At 34.6% G+C, this 18,917-nt stretch carries 18 protein-coding genes, 1 tRNA gene, 1 rRNA gene, 1 other RNA gene and 1 other annotated feature; of the genes, 7 read left to right on the plus strand and 14 right to left on the minus strand.

Going from position 1 to position 18,917, the window contains the following annotated elements; translation table 11 throughout:
* Window positions 1–255: 255 nt before the first annotated feature.
* From ACFVRR_RS23770 to tadA, 7 genes are all read right to left on the minus strand, one after another.
* Complete coding sequence (locus ACFVRR_RS23770; protein ID WP_387333219.1) at window positions 256–522, minus strand: pro-sigmaK processing inhibitor BofA family protein; 267 nt, start codon at window positions 520–522, stop codon at window positions 256–258.
* Window positions 523–644: 122 nt separating this feature from the next.
* A complete protein-coding gene (locus ACFVRR_RS23775; protein ID WP_056471200.1) occupies window positions 645–872 on the minus strand; it encodes a YaaL family protein in 228 nt (75 codons plus the stop codon).
* Between the two features lie 23 nt (window positions 873–895).
* Complete coding sequence (gene recR, locus ACFVRR_RS23780; RefSeq protein ID WP_387333221.1) at window positions 896–1,492, minus strand: recombination mediator RecR; 597 nt, start codon at window positions 1,490–1,492, stop codon at window positions 896–898.
* Between the two features lie 12 nt (window positions 1,493–1,504).
* A complete protein-coding gene (locus ACFVRR_RS23785; protein ID WP_387333223.1) occupies window positions 1,505–1,831 on the minus strand; it encodes a YbaB/EbfC family nucleoid-associated protein in 327 nt (108 codons plus the stop codon).
* 20 nt (window positions 1,832–1,851) lie between these two features.
* On the minus strand, window positions 1,852–3,537 hold the full coding sequence (gene dnaX, locus ACFVRR_RS23790; RefSeq protein ID WP_387333225.1) for a DNA polymerase III subunit gamma/tau: 1,686 nt from the start codon (window positions 3,535–3,537) through the stop codon (window positions 1,852–1,854).
* A gap of 121 nt (window positions 3,538–3,658) precedes the next feature.
* Window positions 3,659–3,923, minus strand: an RNA gene (ffs, locus tag ACFVRR_RS23795) — signal recognition particle sRNA large type.
* An 84-nt stretch (window positions 3,924–4,007) separates the two neighbouring features.
* On the minus strand, window positions 4,008–4,481 hold the full coding sequence (gene tadA, locus ACFVRR_RS23800) for a tRNA adenosine(34) deaminase TadA (protein WP_097978831.1): 474 nt from the start codon (window positions 4,479–4,481) through the stop codon (window positions 4,008–4,010).
* Between the two features lie 82 nt (window positions 4,482–4,563).
* Here tadA and ACFVRR_RS23805 point away from each other — a divergent pair, with 82 nt between their 5' ends.
* The 3 genes from ACFVRR_RS23805 to ACFVRR_RS23815 all read left to right on the plus strand — a co-directional run bounded on the left by ACFVRR_RS23805 (window position 4,564) and on the right by ACFVRR_RS23815 (window position 6,576).
* Entirely contained in the window at window positions 4,564–5,157 is a 594-nt protein-coding gene (locus tag ACFVRR_RS23805) for a cysteine hydrolase family protein (RefSeq protein WP_387333227.1), read from the plus strand.
* 106 nt (window positions 5,158–5,263) lie between these two features.
* Window positions 5,264–5,905, plus strand: a complete 642-nt coding sequence (locus ACFVRR_RS23810) for a deoxynucleoside kinase (protein WP_387333229.1) — start codon at window positions 5,264–5,266, stop codon at window positions 5,903–5,905.
* A complete protein-coding gene (locus tag ACFVRR_RS23815; RefSeq protein ID WP_056471221.1) occupies window positions 5,902–6,576 on the plus strand; it encodes a deoxynucleoside kinase in 675 nt (224 codons plus the stop codon). Before ACFVRR_RS23810 ends, ACFVRR_RS23815 begins: the two co-directional genes overlap by 4 nt.
* A gap of 197 nt (window positions 6,577–6,773) precedes the next feature.
* On the opposite strand, the gene ACFVRR_RS23820 is transcribed toward ACFVRR_RS23815, so the two are convergent.
* Window positions 6,774–6,866, minus strand: a tRNA-Ser gene (locus tag ACFVRR_RS23820).
* A gap of 230 nt (window positions 6,867–7,096) precedes the next feature.
* Here ACFVRR_RS23820 and ACFVRR_RS23825 point away from each other — a divergent pair.
* The 3 genes from ACFVRR_RS23825 (at window position 7,097) to cstA (ending at window position 11,515) form a co-directional block, all read left to right on the plus strand.
* Window positions 7,097–8,848 (plus strand): LytS/YhcK type 5TM receptor domain-containing protein, encoded by a 1,752-nt coding sequence (locus ACFVRR_RS23825; RefSeq protein WP_387333231.1) that lies wholly within the window; start codon window positions 7,097–7,099, stop codon window positions 8,846–8,848.
* A 3-nt stretch (window positions 8,849–8,851) separates the two neighbouring features.
* A complete protein-coding gene (locus ACFVRR_RS23830; RefSeq protein ID WP_387333233.1) occupies window positions 8,852–9,586 on the plus strand; it encodes a LytR/AlgR family response regulator transcription factor in 735 nt (244 codons plus the stop codon).
* 135 nt (window positions 9,587–9,721) lie between these two features.
* Window positions 9,722–11,515, plus strand: a complete 1,794-nt coding sequence (cstA, locus tag ACFVRR_RS23835) for a carbon starvation protein CstA (RefSeq protein ID WP_387333235.1) — start codon at window positions 9,722–9,724, stop codon at window positions 11,513–11,515.
* A 53-nt stretch (window positions 11,516–11,568) separates the two neighbouring features.
* Here cstA and serS read toward each other — a convergent pair whose 3' ends face one another.
* The 5 genes from serS to guaB form a co-directional block, all read right to left on the minus strand.
* Window positions 11,569–12,843: a serine--tRNA ligase gene (serS, locus tag ACFVRR_RS23840; RefSeq protein ID WP_098231020.1), complete on the minus strand. Its 1,275-nt coding sequence runs from the start codon at window positions 12,841–12,843 to the stop codon at window positions 11,569–11,571.
* A gap of 67 nt (window positions 12,844–12,910) precedes the next feature.
* Window positions 12,911–13,136, minus strand: a binding site (T-box leader).
* Window positions 13,137–13,186: 50 nt separating this feature from the next.
* Window positions 13,187–13,774, minus strand: coding sequence for a pyridoxal 5'-phosphate synthase glutaminase subunit PdxT (gene pdxT / locus ACFVRR_RS23845; RefSeq protein ID WP_387333237.1), 588 nt, complete (start codon window positions 13,772–13,774; stop codon window positions 13,187–13,189).
* 12 nt (window positions 13,775–13,786) lie between these two features.
* On the minus strand, window positions 13,787–14,671 hold the full coding sequence (gene pdxS / locus ACFVRR_RS23850) for a pyridoxal 5'-phosphate synthase lyase subunit PdxS (RefSeq protein ID WP_056471238.1): 885 nt from the start codon (window positions 14,669–14,671) through the stop codon (window positions 13,787–13,789).
* A 133-nt stretch (window positions 14,672–14,804) separates the two neighbouring features.
* A complete protein-coding gene (locus ACFVRR_RS23855) occupies window positions 14,805–16,070 on the minus strand; it encodes a serine hydrolase (protein ID WP_387333241.1) in 1,266 nt (421 codons plus the stop codon).
* Between the two features lie 175 nt (window positions 16,071–16,245).
* Window positions 16,246–17,709 (minus strand): IMP dehydrogenase, encoded by a 1,464-nt coding sequence (guaB, locus tag ACFVRR_RS23860; protein ID WP_097978823.1) that lies wholly within the window; start codon window positions 17,707–17,709, stop codon window positions 16,246–16,248.
* Window positions 17,710–17,824: 115 nt separating this feature from the next.
* On the opposite strand from guaB, the gene ACFVRR_RS23865 reads away from it, so the two are divergent.
* A complete protein-coding gene (locus ACFVRR_RS23865) occupies window positions 17,825–18,784 on the plus strand; it encodes a YaaC family protein (protein ID WP_387333239.1) in 960 nt (319 codons plus the stop codon).
* A gap of 41 nt (window positions 18,785–18,825) precedes the next feature.
* On the opposite strand, the gene rrf is transcribed toward ACFVRR_RS23865, so the two are convergent.
* Window positions 18,826–18,917 (minus strand): 5S ribosomal RNA (rrf, locus tag ACFVRR_RS23870); the annotation flags it as partial.

Genomic DNA, 18,917 nt, shown 5'->3' on the forward strand with positions numbered 1-18,917 from the left:
AGGATCAAACTCTCCATAAAAGTTAAGTTTAAATCTTGTATTGCTCAAAAAACTAATAATTGACGTTTACTTCATGTTTTGTTTAGTTTTCAAAGATCATCTTGTTTTTCAACAACTTAATCAGTTTATCACCTTCGACAAAATCTGTCAACAGTTGTTTTTTCTTTTTTTGTTATCGCCATCAGCGACGTATATAAATATAACATCCCCTCGATAAATGGTCAACAGTTTTTTAAAACTTTTTTATATATTTTTTTAAACGATATAAATACCAATTACACTTAACGCTACAATACCTGGAACACCTAATACACTTAAGAATGCACAAGTAACAGTATTAATTGGAATATGAAAATTATTCGAAGCTAAAGCATAGTTTAATATAAATACAATCATGACACACACAATGCCTCTTAGTACGTATCTGCTAATTAGTTTTAAAGCTTTAACCGGTAGACCTACTAATAATAGAAATAAGATTACAAACAACACAACTGAAAACATAATAATACTATTCACCACAAAAAAACTCCCCTCAAATAACTTGTACACCTTTTACTAAGATTGTATGAGAAAAGGAACTAATCAATGACAAAAAACATTAATAAAAAAGAGTCTATTGCCTAAACAATAAACTCTTTTACCTATTTCATTTTTGTTATTAAAACATTTCTAGCCTTTGCTTCTTTTAATAAGAAGAAATATTTAGCTTGATAAAGCTTAACATGGATTAGCAGATCATCTGGTGGATCCACACTTCTTTCCATTAACTCTACCTGACTTAAGTAAATATCTTTATAGTCATGTAGTCTATCAACTAACTTTTCATCAAATTCTTTACGAATCTTTCCTTTTTTTCGAAAAAAACCCATGGTCTCTCTCCATTAATCAGTTTCTAAAGTTCTCTTCTACCTTCCAGAGCTTTTGAAAGTGTAACTTCATCTGCATATTCTAAGTCTCCGCCTACTGGTAGACCATGTGCGATTCGAGTAATTTTTATACCCGTAGATTTTAATAGCCTAGAAATATACATAGCAGTTGCTTCACCCTCTATATTCGGGTTGGTAGCTAAAATAATTTCTTGAACTACATCATCTTTTAGTCTGCTCAATAATTCCATAATTTTAATGTCTTCAGGTCCAACTCCCTCCATAGGAGAAATTGCACCATGAAGTACATGATATAAACCTCGATATTCTCTCATTTTTTCCATAGCAATAACATCTTTCGTATCTTGCACTACACATATCGTAGATTGGTCTCGATGTTGATCACTACAAATATAACAAGGGTCTTGGTCAGTTATATGGCCACATTCTGAACAGTAAAGAAGTTTTCTTTTCGCATCTATCATTGATTTTGCAAAGTCTAACACGTCGTCTTGCTTCATATCTAACATAAAAAACGCCAGTCGAACGGCCGTCTTGGGACCAATCCCTGGCAATTTCATAAAACTATCTATTAATTTGGATATCGGCTCAGGGTAATGCATTTGTCTTACCCTTTAAAATAATCCTGGAATATTCATTCCTTTAGTAAACTGCCCCATTGTTTTAGCTGTTTCTTCTTCAATTTGTTTAATAGCATCATTAGTGGCAGTTAAAACTAAATCTTGTAGCATATCAATATCTTCTGGATCTACTACTTCTTCTTTAATCACAACTTCAACAATTTGTTTTAATCCATTAGCTGTAACAGTTACCATTCCACCGCCAGCAGTACCAACAAATGTACGCTCATTTAATTCATTTTGTGCTTGTTCCATTTGTTTTTGCATTTTTTGCATTTGTTTCATCATATTATTCATATTGCCCATTCCGCCACGCATCATTTTCATTTCCTCCAATATAGTTATTCTTTAATAATGACTAAATCTTCACCAACAAGATTGATTGCCTCTTGTACAATTGGTGAAACTTCTGTTGAAGTCTCTTTTTGTTTTGTTGTATTTAAAAATGAATCCCTAGTCGATCTCCAATCTTCTTCGGGAATTGCTAACATACTCATTTCTGCACCTAATAAATTTGATAATGTTTGATTAATCGTTGTTAAGTGCTCTTGTTCACCATTATTATTGATTAAATCACATATTGTCTCTGATTTAAAAGCAACAATACACTGTTCAGAAGAAGCTGCCACAACTTCACCATATGATACTAATGTCGCAGTAGAAACCTTATTTAGTTGCCTTAATTGATCTTGAAGTGATGACCAAACTGCTAAAACTTTATTCTTTTCTGGTTTAGAAGCAGCTCTTAATACACCTTGGATTAAACTATTTGGTATTTTCGATCGAGATGTAGTCGATTTCGGTTTTGGACTAGTAGAGGAATCATTCGTTCCACTCACTGTAATACCATTTTCCTTTAAAAATTTCACTTCTTTTTCAAGAGCGTTAATTTTATTAATTAACGGTGTCAGCTCGTCCTGTTTTTTACCGATACCGCTCACGGAAGCTTTTTGACAAAGTTGTACAATTGCCACCTCAAGTAAAACTCTCGGATGATTAGTCCATTTCATTTCTTGCTGACTTTTACTTAATGAAGCGATTATCTGATAAACTAACTCATCATTGTATGCATCGCAAAGCTCTTTAAATCGATCACTAACTGTTGCTCTCTCAAGTAATTCAATCGTACTTGGTGAGTGCCTATATAATAGAATATCTCGATAATAAACTGTTAAATCTTCTATAAACCGAACTGGATCTTTACCTTGGTTTAATAATTCTTCAATATTAGTCAAACAAACTGACACATTACCATCTATTATTGCTGAAACGACGGATATTAAACGTTCTTGAGCCACTGTGCCTGTTACTGCTAAGACATCATCTAATGAAATGGATTCATCGCTATATGAGATAGCTTGATCCAGTATGCTTAATGCATCCCTCATTCCACCTTCAGCTGCACGAGATAACATCGTTAACGCTTCAGAATCAATTTCAATTTGTAGATGTTTTAATATTACTAGAAGACGTGCTGATATAGTTTGTATACTTATTTTATGCAAATCAAACCGCTGACATCTTGAAAGTATAGTTAATGGAACTTTATGAGCTTCGGTTGTAGCTAATATAAAAATTACATGTTCAGGAGGTTCTTCTAATGTTTTTAATAATGCATTAAAAGCTGATGTAGATAACATATGAACTTCATCGATTATGTACACTTTATACTTCCCTACGGAAGGAGCATATTTTACTTTTTCAAGAATTTCTCGCATTTCTTCTACTTTAGAATGAGACGCAGCATCAAATTCAATTACATCTGAAATTGATCCATCAGTAATTCCTTTACAAATGGCACACTCATTACAAGGTTCATTAGTAGGTGCATGTTCACAATTTAAAGCTTTTGCAAAGATTTTTGCTGTACTCGTTTTACCTGTTCCACGCGGACCAGTAAACAAATAGGCATGTGATACTTTTTGCTGAAGAAGGGAGTTTTGTAACGTTCGTATAATGTGATCTTGACCCACGACATCTTTAAACTGCTGCGGTCTCCACAAACGATATAATGCTTGATAAGTCAATTGGTTTCCTCCTTCTTACAAAGTCATCATTATTATACCCTATGTAATGATTTCATGGAAAATATTTTATAGAAAACAAAAAAACTCACTCAAAATTGAGTGAGTTTTTATAAAGTTACTGCCGTGCACCACTCGTCGATGCACTACCCCAGGCGTTACTTAAACAGTTAGCTCGGCCCAGGCACCCCTACGGCACACGAGATGGCTCACTTATTGCTGCTTCCTTCCGGACCTGACAAGGTTCATGAGTTCTCGTTGCGTAGGACCCAGACGTCAACACCACTTATTTAAGGCAGACCCTGAAATAGATACACCTCGGAGTGGAATTCAGTCTCGCTAGAGCGGATTGCGAGTACAGGGCACCGCTACCTCCCCACCTAGCACGGCAAAGTTACAACCTAATTTTAAACCGCTGATTGAAGCGGTAGTTAAAGTATATACGAACCGAAATAAAAAATCAATCCTTGTCCTTATGAAGGTAAATTTTTCTTTCTGGATCGCAACTCTCTAAAGAAATTCGTTAATAATTTACCACATTCTTCTTCTAATATACCCGAACTAACTTCACAGCGATGGTTAAATCGATCTTCTTGCAAAAGATTATATATTGATCCTCCACAACCTGCTTTCGGGTCTTTTGCACCGTAAACGACTTTTGGAATTCTTGATTGAATGATGGCACCCGCACACATCGGACAAGGTTCCAACGTTACATATAGAGTTGTTTCCTCTAATCGCCAAGAATCAATGACTTTACACGCATCTTCTATTGTACTCATTTCAGCGTGACCTAAAGCTGTTTGTTTTGTTTCACGTAAATTATAACCTCGTGCAATGACTTGGTCGTTGTAAACTAATACAGCTCCAATAGGCACTTCCCCTATTTGCTGTGCTTTTAGTGCTTCCTCTATTGCCAACTTCATATAAAACTCATCTTTATTCAAACTTTACACCTCTTTATTTCTTTAACAAACAAATATTCTTTTTACGACAAGATAAACTAAACATAGATTGGAGTGAAGCCGATTGAATTCTTCAAATCAAAAAGACAAGCAGTTGCCTGCATTATTAATTATCGATTTAATCAACTCATTTACATTTAAGCATGGAAGTGTTCTTGCGGAAAAATCAATCCATATGGTTCCGAAAATAAATTACATAAGAGACATTTTTAAAAACAAAAAACTTCCTACTATATATGTTAACGATCATTATAAAATCGAAAAACCGACTCGAGAAAAACTTATTAAGCATTGTTTAAACCCTTTAAGCTACGACTTAATAAAACAGATACACCCAAACGAGGAAGATTATTTTATCTTTAAGCCTAACTACTCAGGTTTTTACTTAACAAACTTAGATGAATTACTTAAAAAATTAAACATTACCCATTTGGTTATTGTAGGTGTTGCAGGAAATCGTTGTGTACTTTTTACAGCAAATGATGCATTTATGCGCGATTATAACTTAATTATACCTCAAGATGCAATTTCCTCGGTTACAGATTATGATGAGAAGGTTGCAATTTATATGATGAAAGACATATTAAATGCAACGGTTATTCAAACTCAGGAAATCGAAGAAATGATTAATCATTTAGTGAGCAACAATTATCAGTAATTGGAAAAATTTTAAAATGGTATTCCGTCTGACTACAGTATGTTAAAATAGTTTCTGTATGTTTTTTGAGTATGATACGGAATTTGACTAGTAAGGAGGAGAAGAGATGATACGTGTACCTTTTATAACAGTAGAAGGACCCATTGGTGTCGGAAAAACATCTCTATCCAAAGCGATCTCTGAACACTTTCATTATGAACTATTAAAAGAAATTGTAGATGAAAATCCTTTTTTGGGTAAGTTTTATACGGACATTGAAGAGTGGAGTTTCCAAACAGAAATGTTTTTCCTTTGTAATCGATTTAAACAATTAGAAGATATAGACAAAATGTTTCTTAATAAATCGATTCCAGTGGTTGCAGACTACCACATCCTTAAGAATTTAATTTTTGCTAGCAGAACATTAAAAGACAAGCAGCATGATAAATATTTAAAAATATATCAAATATTAACTGAGGATATGCCAAGGCCAAATGTGGTTATTTACTTAACCGCTAGCCTTGAGACGCTACAAAAGCGCATTCAACTTCGTGGTAGAGAATTCGAACAATTGATCGAGGACCAGTACCTACTTCAGTTAATTGAAGATTACGAGACACACATGAAAGAATTTCAAGTTAAACACCCTGAAATTCCAGTACTAAAATTTGACGGTGATCAAATTGACTTCGTTAATAACCCGAGAGATTTAACGATGATACTTGAATCGTTAGAAAACACCTTACAAAAGGAGCTAAGAAGTATATGAATTTACGTGAAAAATACGGAATACGAAATGATGCAGTTATTACAATTGCTGGGACAGTAGGTGTAGGAAAATCTACTATGACCAATGCACTTGCAGATGCGTTAAACTTTCGTACATCATTTGAAAAAGTAGATACAAACCCATACCTAGATAAATTTTATCAAGATTTTGCTCGTTGGAGCTTCCATTTACAAATATACTTCTTAGCAGAGCGATTCAAAGAACAAAAAAGAATGTTTGAATACGGTGGTGGATTTATCCAAGACCGTTCAATTTATGAGGATACTGGCATCTTCGCGAAAATGCATTACGAAAAAGGAACAATGAGTGAAGTAGACTACGAAACATATACTAGCCTTTTTGATGCTATGGTTATGTCACCGTATTTCCCTGCTCCTGATTTATTAATTTACTTAGAAGGAACATTCGATGAAGTCGTTGAGCGAATTAAAGAGCGTGGACGTCCAATGGAGCAACAAACTCCTATTGAATATTGGAAAGAAATGAATACACGTTACGAAAACTGGATTAATAACTTTAATGCATGTCCTGTACTTCGTTTAAGTATTAGCGAGTATGATTTAATTAAAAATGAATCTTCTGTAGAAGAAATCGTTAAGAAAATTGGAAACGTACTAAATCATTCACAAAAATATATGAAATCTAGATAATAATGAAATGTGGAATGTGTTTTTAAAGTAAGACATTCACTTAATTAGTAAATATATATAAAAAGGCTGCAAACTGTATCATGTAAAGTTTGCAGCCTTTTTCTCTGTCGTTTAACGATATACGGAAAAAAACAAAAAACTCGTTACAATAATGTAACGAGTCTTAAATATGTATGCACTCTTTTAATTTAAAAAAATGGAGGAGTAAGAGGGATTCGAACCCCCGCGGGCTGTTACACCCCTGTCGGTTTTCAAGACCGATCCCTTCAGCCAGACTTGGGTATTACTCCGTATTGACAAGATTTATAATATCATACGAAAAAAATAAGGTCAAGCATTCTTCTAAAAAAATATAAATTTTTTCTGGAAATAAAAACAACCTTTTTACAACAAGTATTATCATCATCTAAGTAATAAAATATACACCTTTTCCATAAGTTGAAAAAATATACAGAAAATTCATTTGTATTTATAATGGTACTACCATTTAAAAATATTAGTAATTTTTAAGGAGAAAGAAATGTTTGAATTAATACCGCTGATGCTGGAACGAGTAGGTATTCTCGTTATACTCGCCTTTTTACTTTCAAGGATGAAGTCATTTAGACAAATCATTCAAAATGAACACTCCTTTGGTGCAAAAATGATCCTGATTATTATATTTGGCGCCTTTGGTGTAATTAGTAATTATACTGGTGTTCATATTTATCATGAGTCAATTATGTCTCAGTCTTGGCACTTTAATGTAGCAAGTAATAATGCAATTGCAAACACAAGAATTATGGGAGTAGCCATTGGAGGTCTAATTGGCGGACCGATTGTTGGCTTAGGAGTCGGATTAATAGCAGGCTTACACCGTCTAACATTAGGCGGATTTACTGCATATGCATGTGCCATTTCTACAATCGTTGCTGGAGTTGTTACAGGGCTACTTAGAAAAAGATTCGGTTTACAGAAAAACAAATCCCTTTGGAGTGTAGTATCAATTGGAATTATTATGGAATGTGTTCAAATGGGGATTATTCTTTTAATTGCAAAACCATTTTGGGCCGCTCTTCATCTTGTTGAAGTAATTTCTCTACCAATGATTCTAATAAATGGTTTTGGTACGCTTATATTTATATTAATCATCCAAAATATCTTACAAGAAGAAGAAAAAACGCGAGCACTTCAAACAAACAAAGCCCTGTATATCGCAGAACAAACTTTACCATTTTTTAGACAAGGACTAACCCCTCATTCTTGTAATGAAGCGGCAAGAATTATTTTTAAATTAACCAAAACGGATGCAATTTCGATTACTGATCACAACAGCGTACTTGCCCACGTGGGTGCAGGTTCAGATCACCATGAACCAATGAATAGCTTAGCAACAAAACTGACCAAGAAGGCATTAAAAGAAGGAAAAATTATTATTGCTACTTCAAAAGATGAAATCCAATGTTTCCATATGGATTGTCCTTTAAGTGCGGCTATTGTATTACCATTAAAGGCTTTAAATAAAACAGTTGGATCTTTAAAGCTATATTACACGGATTCCAACAAGCTAGACAAAGTTGAGAAAGAACTAGCAGACGGATTATCTAAACTTTTTTCCACCCAACTGGAATTAGCAGAGGCTGAACTACAGCGAAAATTAGTGAAAGATGCTGAAATAAAAGCATTACAAGCACAAATGCATCCCCACTTCCTGTTCAATTCTTTAAATACAATTTCAAGTTTAATTAGAACAGATGCTGATCAAGCTAGAAAATTACTAATCCATTTAAGTACTTTTTTTCGAAATAACTTACAAGGGGCAAGGCAGACCTTAGTCACCTTAGAAAAGGAATTAGAACATGTAGAAGCATATTTAACGATTGAACAAACTAGGTTTCCTTCAAAATTCCATGTTGAGTTCCAAATAGAACCTCATTTAAAAACGGTTCAAATCCCCCCTTTTACACTTCAACCACTTATTGAGAATTCGATTCGACATGCGTTTTCAAAAGAAAGGAAATTAATGGTAACTGTGCAAGCATATGAATTCAATAATGATATGATTCTTATTACTGAAGATAACGGCAAGGGGATTTCGCCAGAGCTACTAAATACAATTGGGAACAAAACTATTCAGTCTAAAGAGGGAACAGGAACAGCGTTATGGAATATAAAAAAACGAATTGAAGAAATTTACGGGGAAAGAGAATATTTTCAAATAAAATCCGATCTAAACACTGGAACGAAAGTATCGATAAGAATCCCATTAACGCAAGAAGTAATGGAGGGATAAATAATGTTAAAGGCACTAATTGTAGATGATGAACCATTAGCAAGAGACGAACTAGCTTATTTACTAAAAAGAAGCAAGGAAGTCGAAATAGTTGGTAAAGCGGACTCAATTAGAAGTACATTGAAATTCATTCAAATAGAAGAAGTCGACGTTGTATTTTTAGATATCCAGTTAGCTGATGAAAGTGGATTGGAATTAGCTCAAAAACTGCAGGATCTCACCCATCAACCAGCAATCGTCTTTGCAACAGCTTTTGACGAGTACGCTTTGAATGCATTCGATTTACACGCGATTGATTATATTTTAAAACCATTTGATGAAATAAGAATTCAAAAAACTATTGAAAAATTAGCTAAGCTAAGTAAAAACTCTATTAAAACTGAGGTGAAAAAGTATCCCCCTCTTCTAAAACAAGATAAATTGGCTATATCGGTCGATGAAAGAATTCTTTTAATAACATTCGAAGAGATCATTTATATTTTTACACAAGAAGGTAAAACAAGTGTCGTTACTGATAAGATGACTTATCAAATAAATGAACCTTTAATCAATTTAGAACGAAAGCTACAAAATACATCATTTACCCGTGTCCATCGGAGCTATATTGTCAATTTGGATAAAATCATTGAAATTCAACCTTGGTTTAATTCCACCTATAATTTAATTATGAATGATGGTGAAAAAGTACCCGTTAGCCGGACATACACAAAAGAGCTAAAACAACTTTTTAATTTATAAAGCTTGTATTTCAATAATCCATTCATGCTTCTCAACCTGTTTTTATTGCATCTTACATTGAAAATTCAAAATTTTTATTTTCATAAAGTAAAATGAATGTAAATAAAAAGAAACAGGGGAGGCTTATTAATTAAAATGAATGCGGTTACAATTGTTATTGCTTCTATGTGTATTTTGATGATTGCATATCGTCTATACGGAACATTTATGGCTGTGAAGGTACTTAAGTTAAATGATTCTACACCTACTCCAGCTCACGAGTTAAATGATGGTAAGGATTATGTTCCTACTAACAAATGGGTAACATTCGGTCATCACTTTGCTGCAATCGCAGCAGCTGGCCCTCTAGTTGGTCCAATTTTAGCCGCTCAATTTGGGTACCTTCCAGGTCTGTTATGGCTTTTAATAGGTGCTGTAATCGGCGGAGCAGTGCATGATGCTGTTGTTTTATATGCTTCGATGAGAAAGAAAGGAAAGACGCTATCAGAAGTAGCAAAAGAAGAGCTTGGACCTGTTGCAGGCTTCTGTACGGGACTAGCTATGCTTTTCATTATTACAATTACAATGGCCGGTCTTTCAATGGTTGTTCTACATGCGCTTGAAAATAATCCATGGGGGACATTTGCAGTTGGAATCACAATACCAATTGCGATGGGAGTTGGTCTACTTTATAAAAAAACTGGCAATTTAAAATTAGCTTCAACGATTGGATTTATTTTATTAATGGTTGGAGTCTTTATGGGACCGACTATACAAGAAACTGCTATTGGTGATTTTTTAACATTTGATACGAGAACTTTGGAAATCATACTACCTATCTATGCGTTTTTTGCTGCTGCATTGCCAGTATGGCTCTTACTGGCACCTCGTGACTATTCAAGTAGCTTTATGAAAATCGGTGTCTTTATTGCACTCATTATTGGCGTATTTATTATTAATCCATCCATCCAATTTCCGACTGTAACTAAATTTGTTAACGGCGGGGGACCCATTTTAGCTGGTCCAGTTTGGCCATTTATTTCAATTACAATTGCATGTGGAGCAATCTCAGGTTTTCATGCATTTGTGGGCTCTGGAACAACTCCAAAAATGCTTGATCGATGGACCGATATAAAGGTCGTAGGATTTGGTGCAATGCTAGTTGAATGTTTGGTAGGTATTATGGCTTTAATCGCTGCTACCGCACTTCAGCCTGCAGACTACTTTGCAATTAACTCTACTCCAGAAGTATTTAAAACGTTAGGAATGAATGTTGTCCACTTACCGGAACTTAGTAAAGAAATTGGATTAAGTTTAGAAGGACGTACTGGTGGAGCTGTTACCTTGGCGGTTGGTATGACCTACATATTTACATCTATCCCATGGTTTAGTCACTTAGCATCATATTTCTTCCAGTTTGTTGTTATGTTCGAAGCCGTATTTATTTTAACAGCAATTGACGCTGGAACTCGAGTAGCACGATATTTAATTCAAGATTTCTTTGGTGAATATTATAAACCATTGAAGAAAACAGATTGGATACCAGGATCAATTTTTGCTAGTGCACTAGCATGCTTTATGTGGGGGTATCTCTTATTTTCAGGGGATATTGGATCAATCTGGGCACTATTTGGAGTATCTAATCAATTAATGGCTTCTATTGGATTAATCATAGGAGCAACAGTGCTATTAAAGATAGCTGATAAACGTTGGTATATGCTTACTTGTTTGATTCCTCTTGCCTACCTATTTATCACTGTAAATTATGCAGGATACTGGATGATCAAAAATGTCTATCTAAACCATAATGCAGCCGGTTATAGTATGTTAAACGGCGTCTTATCTATCATTATGTTAGTTTTAGGTGTCGTTATTTTAATATCAGCTATTAAAAAATGGATGGAATTGTGGAACACACCTAATTACAAAATTAATGTTAAAACGATCTAAACAAAAAGCAGATGGACCTGAGAATCACTTCTCAAATACCATCTGCTTTTTATTTATTTAATTACTTCTTTTCCACCCATATACGGACGAAGAACTTCAGGAATAATAACTGAGCCATCTGCTTGTTGGTAGTTTTCTAAAATTGCAGAAACCGTACGTCCAATTGCAAGACCAGAGCCGTTTAATGTATGAACGAATTCTGGTTTTCCTTTTGGATCACGTCTAAAGCGTATATTCGCTCTTCTTGCTTGGAATGCCTCAAAGTTACTACAAGAAGAAATTTCTTTGTATGCATCATAGCTTGGTAACCAAACTTCAATGTCATACGTTTTTGCAGAAGAAAATCCAATATCTCCAGCACATAATGTAATGACACGGTATGGTAATCCTAATAATTGAAGAACTTTTTCTGCTTGACCTGTTAATTTTTCTAACTCAATATATGAATCTTCAGGTTTTACAAAGCGCACTAGTTCAACTTTATTAAATTGATGCTGGCGAATTAGTCCACGTGTATCACGACCGGCAGAACCTGCCTCAGAACGGAAACACGCGCTATATGCCGTATATGCAATCGGTAATTGTGCAGCATCAAGAATTTCGTCACGGTGATAGTTTGTTACAGGTACTTCTGCAGTAGGTACTAAGAAAAAGTCTTCTTTCTCAATACGGAATGCGTCTTCTTCAAATTTTGGTAATTGACCTGTACCAATCATGCTAGCACGATTTACAAGGTTCGGAGGTAATACTTCAGTGTATCCATGCTCCTCTGTATGAAGATCTAACATAAAGCTGATTAAAGCACGTTCAAGTCTAGCCCCTAAGCCTTTATAGAAAGTAAAACGGCTACCAGTAACTTTTGCTCCACGTTCGAAGTCTAAAATGTCTAAATCAACACCTAAGTCCCAATGTGCCTTTGGTTCAAAATCAAATGTACGAACTTCACCTATTCTACGAATTTCAACATTATCGTCTTCTGTTAATCCAACTGGTACTGAATCACTAACTAAGTTTGGAATTGTAAATAAAATAGCATCTAGTTGTTCTTCTAAAGTTCTAATCTCTTCATCTAGAGCTTTAATTTTATCCCCAACTTCTCTCATCTCAACAATTAGTGCTTCTGCATCTTTTTTCTCACGCTTTAATACACTGATTTCTTGGCTAACTTCATTACGTCGGCTTTTTAAGCCTTCCACCTGAACAAGTAGTTCTCTACGGTTTAAATCTAAGTCTTCAAATTTTTCGATATAGCTTATATCGCCACCACGTAATTGAAGCTTTGCTTTAACATCTTCAAAATTACTACGTAATAATTTAATGTCTAACATTTTAAATTCCTCCTATTCTTTTATTGTCTAAAGGATAAAAATAAATACAAAAAAGCCCTCATCCCATAAAAGGGACGAGAGCTACCCGCGTTGCCACCCTAATTGAAGAATTAATAAATAATCCTTCCACCTTAGTATAGTTAACGGACTATAGTACCGGGGTCACTTACTAGCTGTACAGCATTCCGTAACCCACTCAAGAATGGATTCACAAGTCTTCATTATCGGTTTGCACCAACCACCGACTCTCTATAAATTTAGAACCTGCTACTATTTTCTTTCATCGCTTTAAACAATTTAAATTATATAATAATTTACTATAAGCTTTTACTTTTTTCAATAGTTACATACTTAAATTTGCACTTTTTTCCTTAACCATCTCTACAAAGTAATTCATAAAACGGTAATCATTCGTTAATTCCGGATGGAAAGATGCTGCTAACATGTGATTTTGTCTAACTGCTACAATATTACCATCATGTTCCGCTATAACCTCTGCATCGCCTGATACTGAACGAATAAATGGTGCTCTGATAAATACAGCTGGGTAGTCTTCACATACACCTTTAATTGGGATGTTTACTTCAAAACTATCCACTTGTCTACCATAAGCATTACGTTCAGCAACCATATCCATAACTCCTAGATGCACCGTGTCATCATTTGCAATCACTTTTGAAAGTAAGATCATGCCTGCACATGTACCGAATGCTGGTAAACCATTTTCGATTTTCTCTTTTAACGGTTCTAATAACCCAACGTGATCAAGCAACTTACGCATTGCAGTGCTCTCTCCACCAGGTAATACAATACCATCAAGTCCATCTAAATGTTCTACACGTTTCACGATAACAGCTTCAGCACCACATGCTTTAATTGCATTTATATGTTCTTGAACTGCACCTTGTAATGCTAATACACCTATTTTCATAAAATCACCAACTTAAATGCTACGATCTTGCATACGATCTGCTGCAGCAAGTTGTCTCATATCGATACCTTTCATAGCAGGACCTAAGTTTTTAGAAAGGTTAGCGATTAATTCATAATCTTGATAGTGAGTAGTAGCTTGTACAATCGCACGAGCAAATTTCTCAGGGTTTTCTGATTTGAAGATACCAGATCCTACGAATACACCGTCAGCCCCTAATTCCATCATTAAAGCTGCGTCTGCAGGTGTTGCTACGCCGCCAGCAGCGAAGTTAACAACTGGTAAACGACCAAGCTCTTTAATTTGAAGTAATAATTCGAATGGAGCGCCAAGGTTTTTAGCTTCAACCATTAATTCATCACGAGATAATCCAACTACTTTGCGGATTTCTCCGTTAATTTGGCGTAAGTGACGTACTGCTTCTACAATGTTTCCAGTACCTGGCTCACCTTTTGTACGTAGCATAGATGCGCCTTCACCAATACGACGAAGTGCTTCACCTAAGTTACGGCAACCACAAACGAATGGAACAGTGTAATCTGATTTATTAATATGGAAGATATCATCTGCTGGAGATAATACTTCACTCTCATCGATGTAATCTACTCCCATTGCTTCTAAGACACGCGCTTCAACGATATGTCCAATACGAGCTTTAGCCATTACAGGAATACTAACAGCGTTAAGAATTTCCTCAGTAATACTTGTATCAGCCATACGAGCTACTCCACCAGCTGCACGAATGTCAGATGGTACCTTTTCTAATGCCATTACTGCTACTGCACCAGCAGCTTCAGCAATTTTAGCTTGCTCAGCATTTACTACGTCCATAATAACGCCGCCTTTTTGCATTTCTGCCATGCCACGTTTTACACGTTCTGTTCCTGTTAAATTCATTGTTTTGCCCCTCCATTATTAAAGCTTACTTGGTAACATTTTAGTATTTCTCTTCCCCTAGTTAAAGTTACCTTACTTTTATTTTACTGAAAAAATGACAACTTAACAATTACTGATATATTTATATAGAAATTTATTTAAATAAACCACCAATTCCGCTTATGATGCTATCCCATAAATTTCCAAAAAATGATCCAATTCCTCTAAATGATAATACTAACCAATTTGCTTTATCAACACTTTTATCAACTACTAAATCGTAGGATTGATTATTAGTATTGATAAATCCTAAATCTTCATTCTTTGAAGATTTAACCACAATTTGTCCAACCTTTGTTCCTTTTTTAATCGGAGCTATAATATTTCCATCTTTATCAATTGATTTACCTGATAATTGGACTGTTGCTTTATAATTTTTAGCTTCGCCGCGTTTTATAGCTAAAGTAACATCGTCTTTTGCTACTACTTTTACGTCATTATCTTTACCTTTAACTACTTTTACTGTTTTATTACCTTTTACTGTTTGACCTTTTGATACCAATGTAACTTTTTCGAAGTTACTGAAACCATAATCCATTAATTTAGCCGTTTCACTAAATCTTGAGTTATAAGAATTTGCCCCCATTACAACTGTAATATAACGTTGACCATCTCTTTTAGCAGTTCCAGTAAAACAGAAGCCAGCTGAATCTGTTGAACCCGTTTTTAATCCATCCATACCTGGGTATTGAAATACTAACCCTGGTAACATCCAGTTCCAGTTATCCATTTTTACTGGATACTTGCCACCTTCTTGGAATGTTTTCTTTGGAATTGAAGAAGTTTGAAGTACTTCAGGATATGTTTTGATTAGATTATAAGCTAATTTTGCAACACCGTTTGCTGACATAATATTTTCATCAGTAAGGGAAGTTCCCTCTGGTTGCATACCTTGTAAGTCTTTATTTACTAAACCAGTAGCATTAACAAATTTAACGTCTCCTAGATCTAGTTTCTTTGCTTTATCGTTCATTAATTGGACGAAGTTTTTCTCAGATCCACCAATTTTTTCTGCTAGTGCAATTGTCGCACCATTTGCTGAATAAATAGCAGCTGCTTCATATAGTTCTCTTACTGTATATTGACCACCTAATTCAAGTGGTACGTTAGATAACCCTGTGTTTTGAGAGATTTTATGAGCATAATCAGAAACAGTTACTTTATCGTCCCAAGAGATTTTCCCATTTTTTACAGCTTCATTAACTAGATATTCTGTCATCATTTTTGACATACTTGCAATCGGTAATGGAGCTTTTGAATTTTTTTCATATAATATTTTCCCTGAATTTGCATCAACTAAAATTGCAGCTTTAGCTTTAATGTCTAATAGGTCCTCTGCAGCAGCCGGTCGTAAATTCATTGGGATGATTATAGTTATCGCTAATGCTATTACGATTAATTTCGTTAGTATTTTCTTTCCAATCACTGTTTTACCTCCAACCTTTAATCTCACTTGTACATTTTAACACAATTATTTCCCCAAAAATAGGCAACTACAATTTCTTGTAATTGCCCTAGGTACATTGCTTAAATTATTATAGTGAGTAATTTGGTGCTTCTTTTGTAATATGAACATCGTGTGGATGACTTTCACGTAATCCAGCACCAGACATACGAATAAACTGTGCGTTATCTCTTAATTCATTTAATGTAGCAGTACCACAGTAACCCATACCAGCTCTAATTCCACCAATTAATTGGTGAACTGTATCAGCTAATGGGCCTTTATATGGAACACGTCCTTCGATACCTTCAGGAACTAGTTTTTTATTACCTTCTTGGAAATAACGATCTTTACTTCCTCTTTCCATTGCTCCAACAGAACCCATACCACGGTAAACTTTAAATTGTCTACCTTGGAAGATTTCTGTTTCACCAGGGCTTTCTTGTACACCAGCAAACATACTTCCTAACATAACTACATGCCCACCAGCTGCTAGGGCTTTAACGATATCACCAGAGTACTTAATACCGCCATCAGCAATAATAGGAACTCCGTACTCTCTAGCAACAGAAGCACAGTCATAAACCGCTGTTAGTTGAGGAACACCTACTCCAGCAACAACTCGAGTTGTACAGATAGAACCTGGTCCAATACCAACTTTAACGATATCTGCTCCAGCTTCAATAAGTTCTTTTGTTGCTTCACCTGTTGCAACATTACCAGCGATGATTGCTAATTCTGGGAATCTACTTCTAATTTCTTTTACTTTTTCAATAACACCTTTAGAGTGACCATGTGCTGTATCAATTACAATTACATCTACATTAGCTTTCACTAATAACTCTACTCTTTGCAGTGCATCTTTTGTTACTCCTACAGCTGCACCTACAAGTAATCGTCCTTGTTGATCTTTCGCTGAGTTTGGAAACTCAATTACTTTTTCGATATCCTTAATTGTAATTAGGCCCTTTAAAGTACCGTCTTCATTAACTAGGGGTAGCTTTTCGATTTTATGTTTTTGAAGAATTTTTTCTGCTTCTGCAAGTGTAGTTCCAACAGGAGCAGTTACAAGATTTTCTTTTGTCATAACATCTGAAATAACAATTGAATAATCTTGAATAAAACGCAAATCACGATTTGTTAAAATACCTACTAATTTTCGATTCTCTGTATCATTTACGATTGGTACACCTGAAATACGATATTTACCCATTAAATATTCAGCATCTGCAACTTTATGAGATGGTGTTAAGAAGAATGGATCATCAATTACACCACTTTCAGAACGCTTTACTTTGTCTACCTGTTCAGCTTGCTCTTCAATTGACATATTTTTGTGGATGATACCTAGTCCACCTTGTCTAGCCATTGCAATGGCCATATCTGCTTCTGTAACTGTATCCATCCCTGCGCTGATTAATGGAATATTTAATTGAATTTTTTCAGTTAATCTCACACTCACATCAACTTGATTTGGAAGTACTTCAGATTTCGCTGGAACTAGTAATACATCATCAAAAGTAAGTCCTTCTTTTACGAATTTTGATTCCCACATAAAAAAACCCCCCTATACACGTATAAATATTATTAGTAGATTAACAATAGGATAAAACACTGTCAAGGAAGTCAAATTATGTTTAAATATTCAGTTAATAAGGAGTTCCTCTCTTATGTTATATTCGTATAGTAATGTATGGGATGAGCTATGTTATTTTAGCTCTGCGCAATATTCAAAAAGCTATCTTCAAACAAAATATGAACGAACTAATTTCAAGGAACAAAAATCAAAGGCTTTCCGCAATGCTTATCCATTTTTATATTATATTGAGCATGGGAAAAGTTATTTTCATGCAGCTCAAAATTCGCAAATTAATGTAAAACCTACATTACTGTTTTATGGGCTTGTACAATTATTAAAGGCTTGCATCCTCACCGTGGATCCTGATTATCCGAGTACCACCGCAATCCTGGCTCATGGTGTTACCTCAAGAAAAATAAAAAAAGTAGGATACTCTTTTGTTGATGACGAAGTTAAAATCCAAAAAAATGGATTATTTACTCATGCTTCTAAAGTATTATTTAATTTAAATAATTTAGAAAACGAAAAATTTACAATGCTTCAGCTTTTACAATCAATACCGGAATTAAATAAGGTCCTTAAAATTACCAAAAAAGGAAACTTATTTCTTCCAACTACAGTTGATCATGATGTAATCACTCTACCTGAACAAATTTTGTCATCTTATCATTTTACTTCAGAACGTTTTATTTCATTTCTTCAATCAAAGCAAGCTTCAATAGATATTGTAATTGTTGAACAGAATCAAAAGCAAATTAAAATTAAGTCAAATTTTCCTGATAAAATTTTAAGTAAAGCACCATTTTATTTTAATATATTAAATCAAAATTATTTTATAAAATCACAAAAGGAAGCGCTTTTATTATTACCTGAAATTCTATACCACTATCTACTTTTATATAACTTGAGTATGATTTGTCGATATGAAACTGACTGGTGGTGTGAACTTTTACAGACTTATTCTACTGATGATTATCCTTTAATAAACCAATTTTTAACAACAACAGAACAAAAAATTCCTTATTTAATTCATCGTTTTTTAACTACATAATAAACCAAAAAACATCAGCCTAATAGCTGATGTTTTTGGTTACCAGGCGACGTTCTACTCTCACAGGGGGAAACCCCCAACTACCATCGACGCAAAAGAGCTTAACTGCCGTGTTCGGTATGGGAACGGGTGT

This window comes from Gottfriedia sp. NPDC057948, assembly GCF_042887255.1.
Taxonomy (GTDB): Bacteria; Bacillota; Bacilli; order Bacillales; family Bacillaceae_G; genus Gottfriedia.

What these genes read in the sequence shown, in the direction of transcription:
- ACFVRR_RS23825 (WP_387333231.1), top strand. Translation starts at nt 7,097, where the DNA reads ATGTTTGAATTAATACCGCTGATGCTGGAACGAGTAGGTATTCTCGTT.
- pdxS (WP_056471238.1), bottom strand. Translation starts at nt 14,671, where the DNA reads ATGAATTTAACAGGAACAGAACGTGTAAAACGTGGCATGGCAGAAATG.
- ACFVRR_RS23830 (WP_387333233.1), top strand. Translation starts at nt 8,852, where the DNA reads ATGTTAAAGGCACTAATTGTAGATGATGAACCATTAGCAAGAGACGAA.
- pdxT (WP_387333237.1), bottom strand. Translation starts at nt 13,774, where the DNA reads ATGAAAATAGGTGTATTAGCATTACAAGGTGCAGTTCAAGAACATATA.
- ACFVRR_RS23775 (WP_056471200.1), bottom strand. Translation starts at nt 872, where the DNA reads ATGGGTTTTTTTCGAAAAAAAGGAAAGATTCGTAAAGAATTTGATGAA.
- ACFVRR_RS23855 (WP_387333241.1), bottom strand. Translation starts at nt 16,070, where the DNA reads ATGAATTTACGACCGGCTGCTGCAGAGGACCTATTAGACATTAAAGCT.
- cstA (WP_387333235.1), top strand. Translation starts at nt 9,722, where the DNA reads ATGAATGCGGTTACAATTGTTATTGCTTCTATGTGTATTTTGATGATT.
- ACFVRR_RS23785 (WP_387333223.1), bottom strand. Translation starts at nt 1,831, where the DNA reads ATGATGCGTGGCGGAATGGGCAATATGAATAATATGATGAAACAAATG.
- ACFVRR_RS23865 (WP_387333239.1), top strand. Translation starts at nt 17,825, where the DNA reads ATGTTATATTCGTATAGTAATGTATGGGATGAGCTATGTTATTTTAGC.
- ACFVRR_RS23815 (WP_056471221.1), top strand. Translation starts at nt 5,902, where the DNA reads ATGAATTTACGTGAAAAATACGGAATACGAAATGATGCAGTTATTACA.
- serS (WP_098231020.1), bottom strand. Translation starts at nt 12,843, where the DNA reads ATGTTAGACATTAAATTATTACGTAGTAATTTTGAAGATGTTAAAGCA.
- ACFVRR_RS23810 (WP_387333229.1), top strand. Translation starts at nt 5,264, where the DNA reads ATGATACGTGTACCTTTTATAACAGTAGAAGGACCCATTGGTGTCGGA.
- guaB (WP_097978823.1), bottom strand. Translation starts at nt 17,709, where the DNA reads ATGTGGGAATCAAAATTCGTAAAAGAAGGACTTACTTTTGATGATGTA.
- recR (WP_387333221.1), bottom strand. Translation starts at nt 1,492, where the DNA reads ATGCATTACCCTGAGCCGATATCCAAATTAATAGATAGTTTTATGAAA.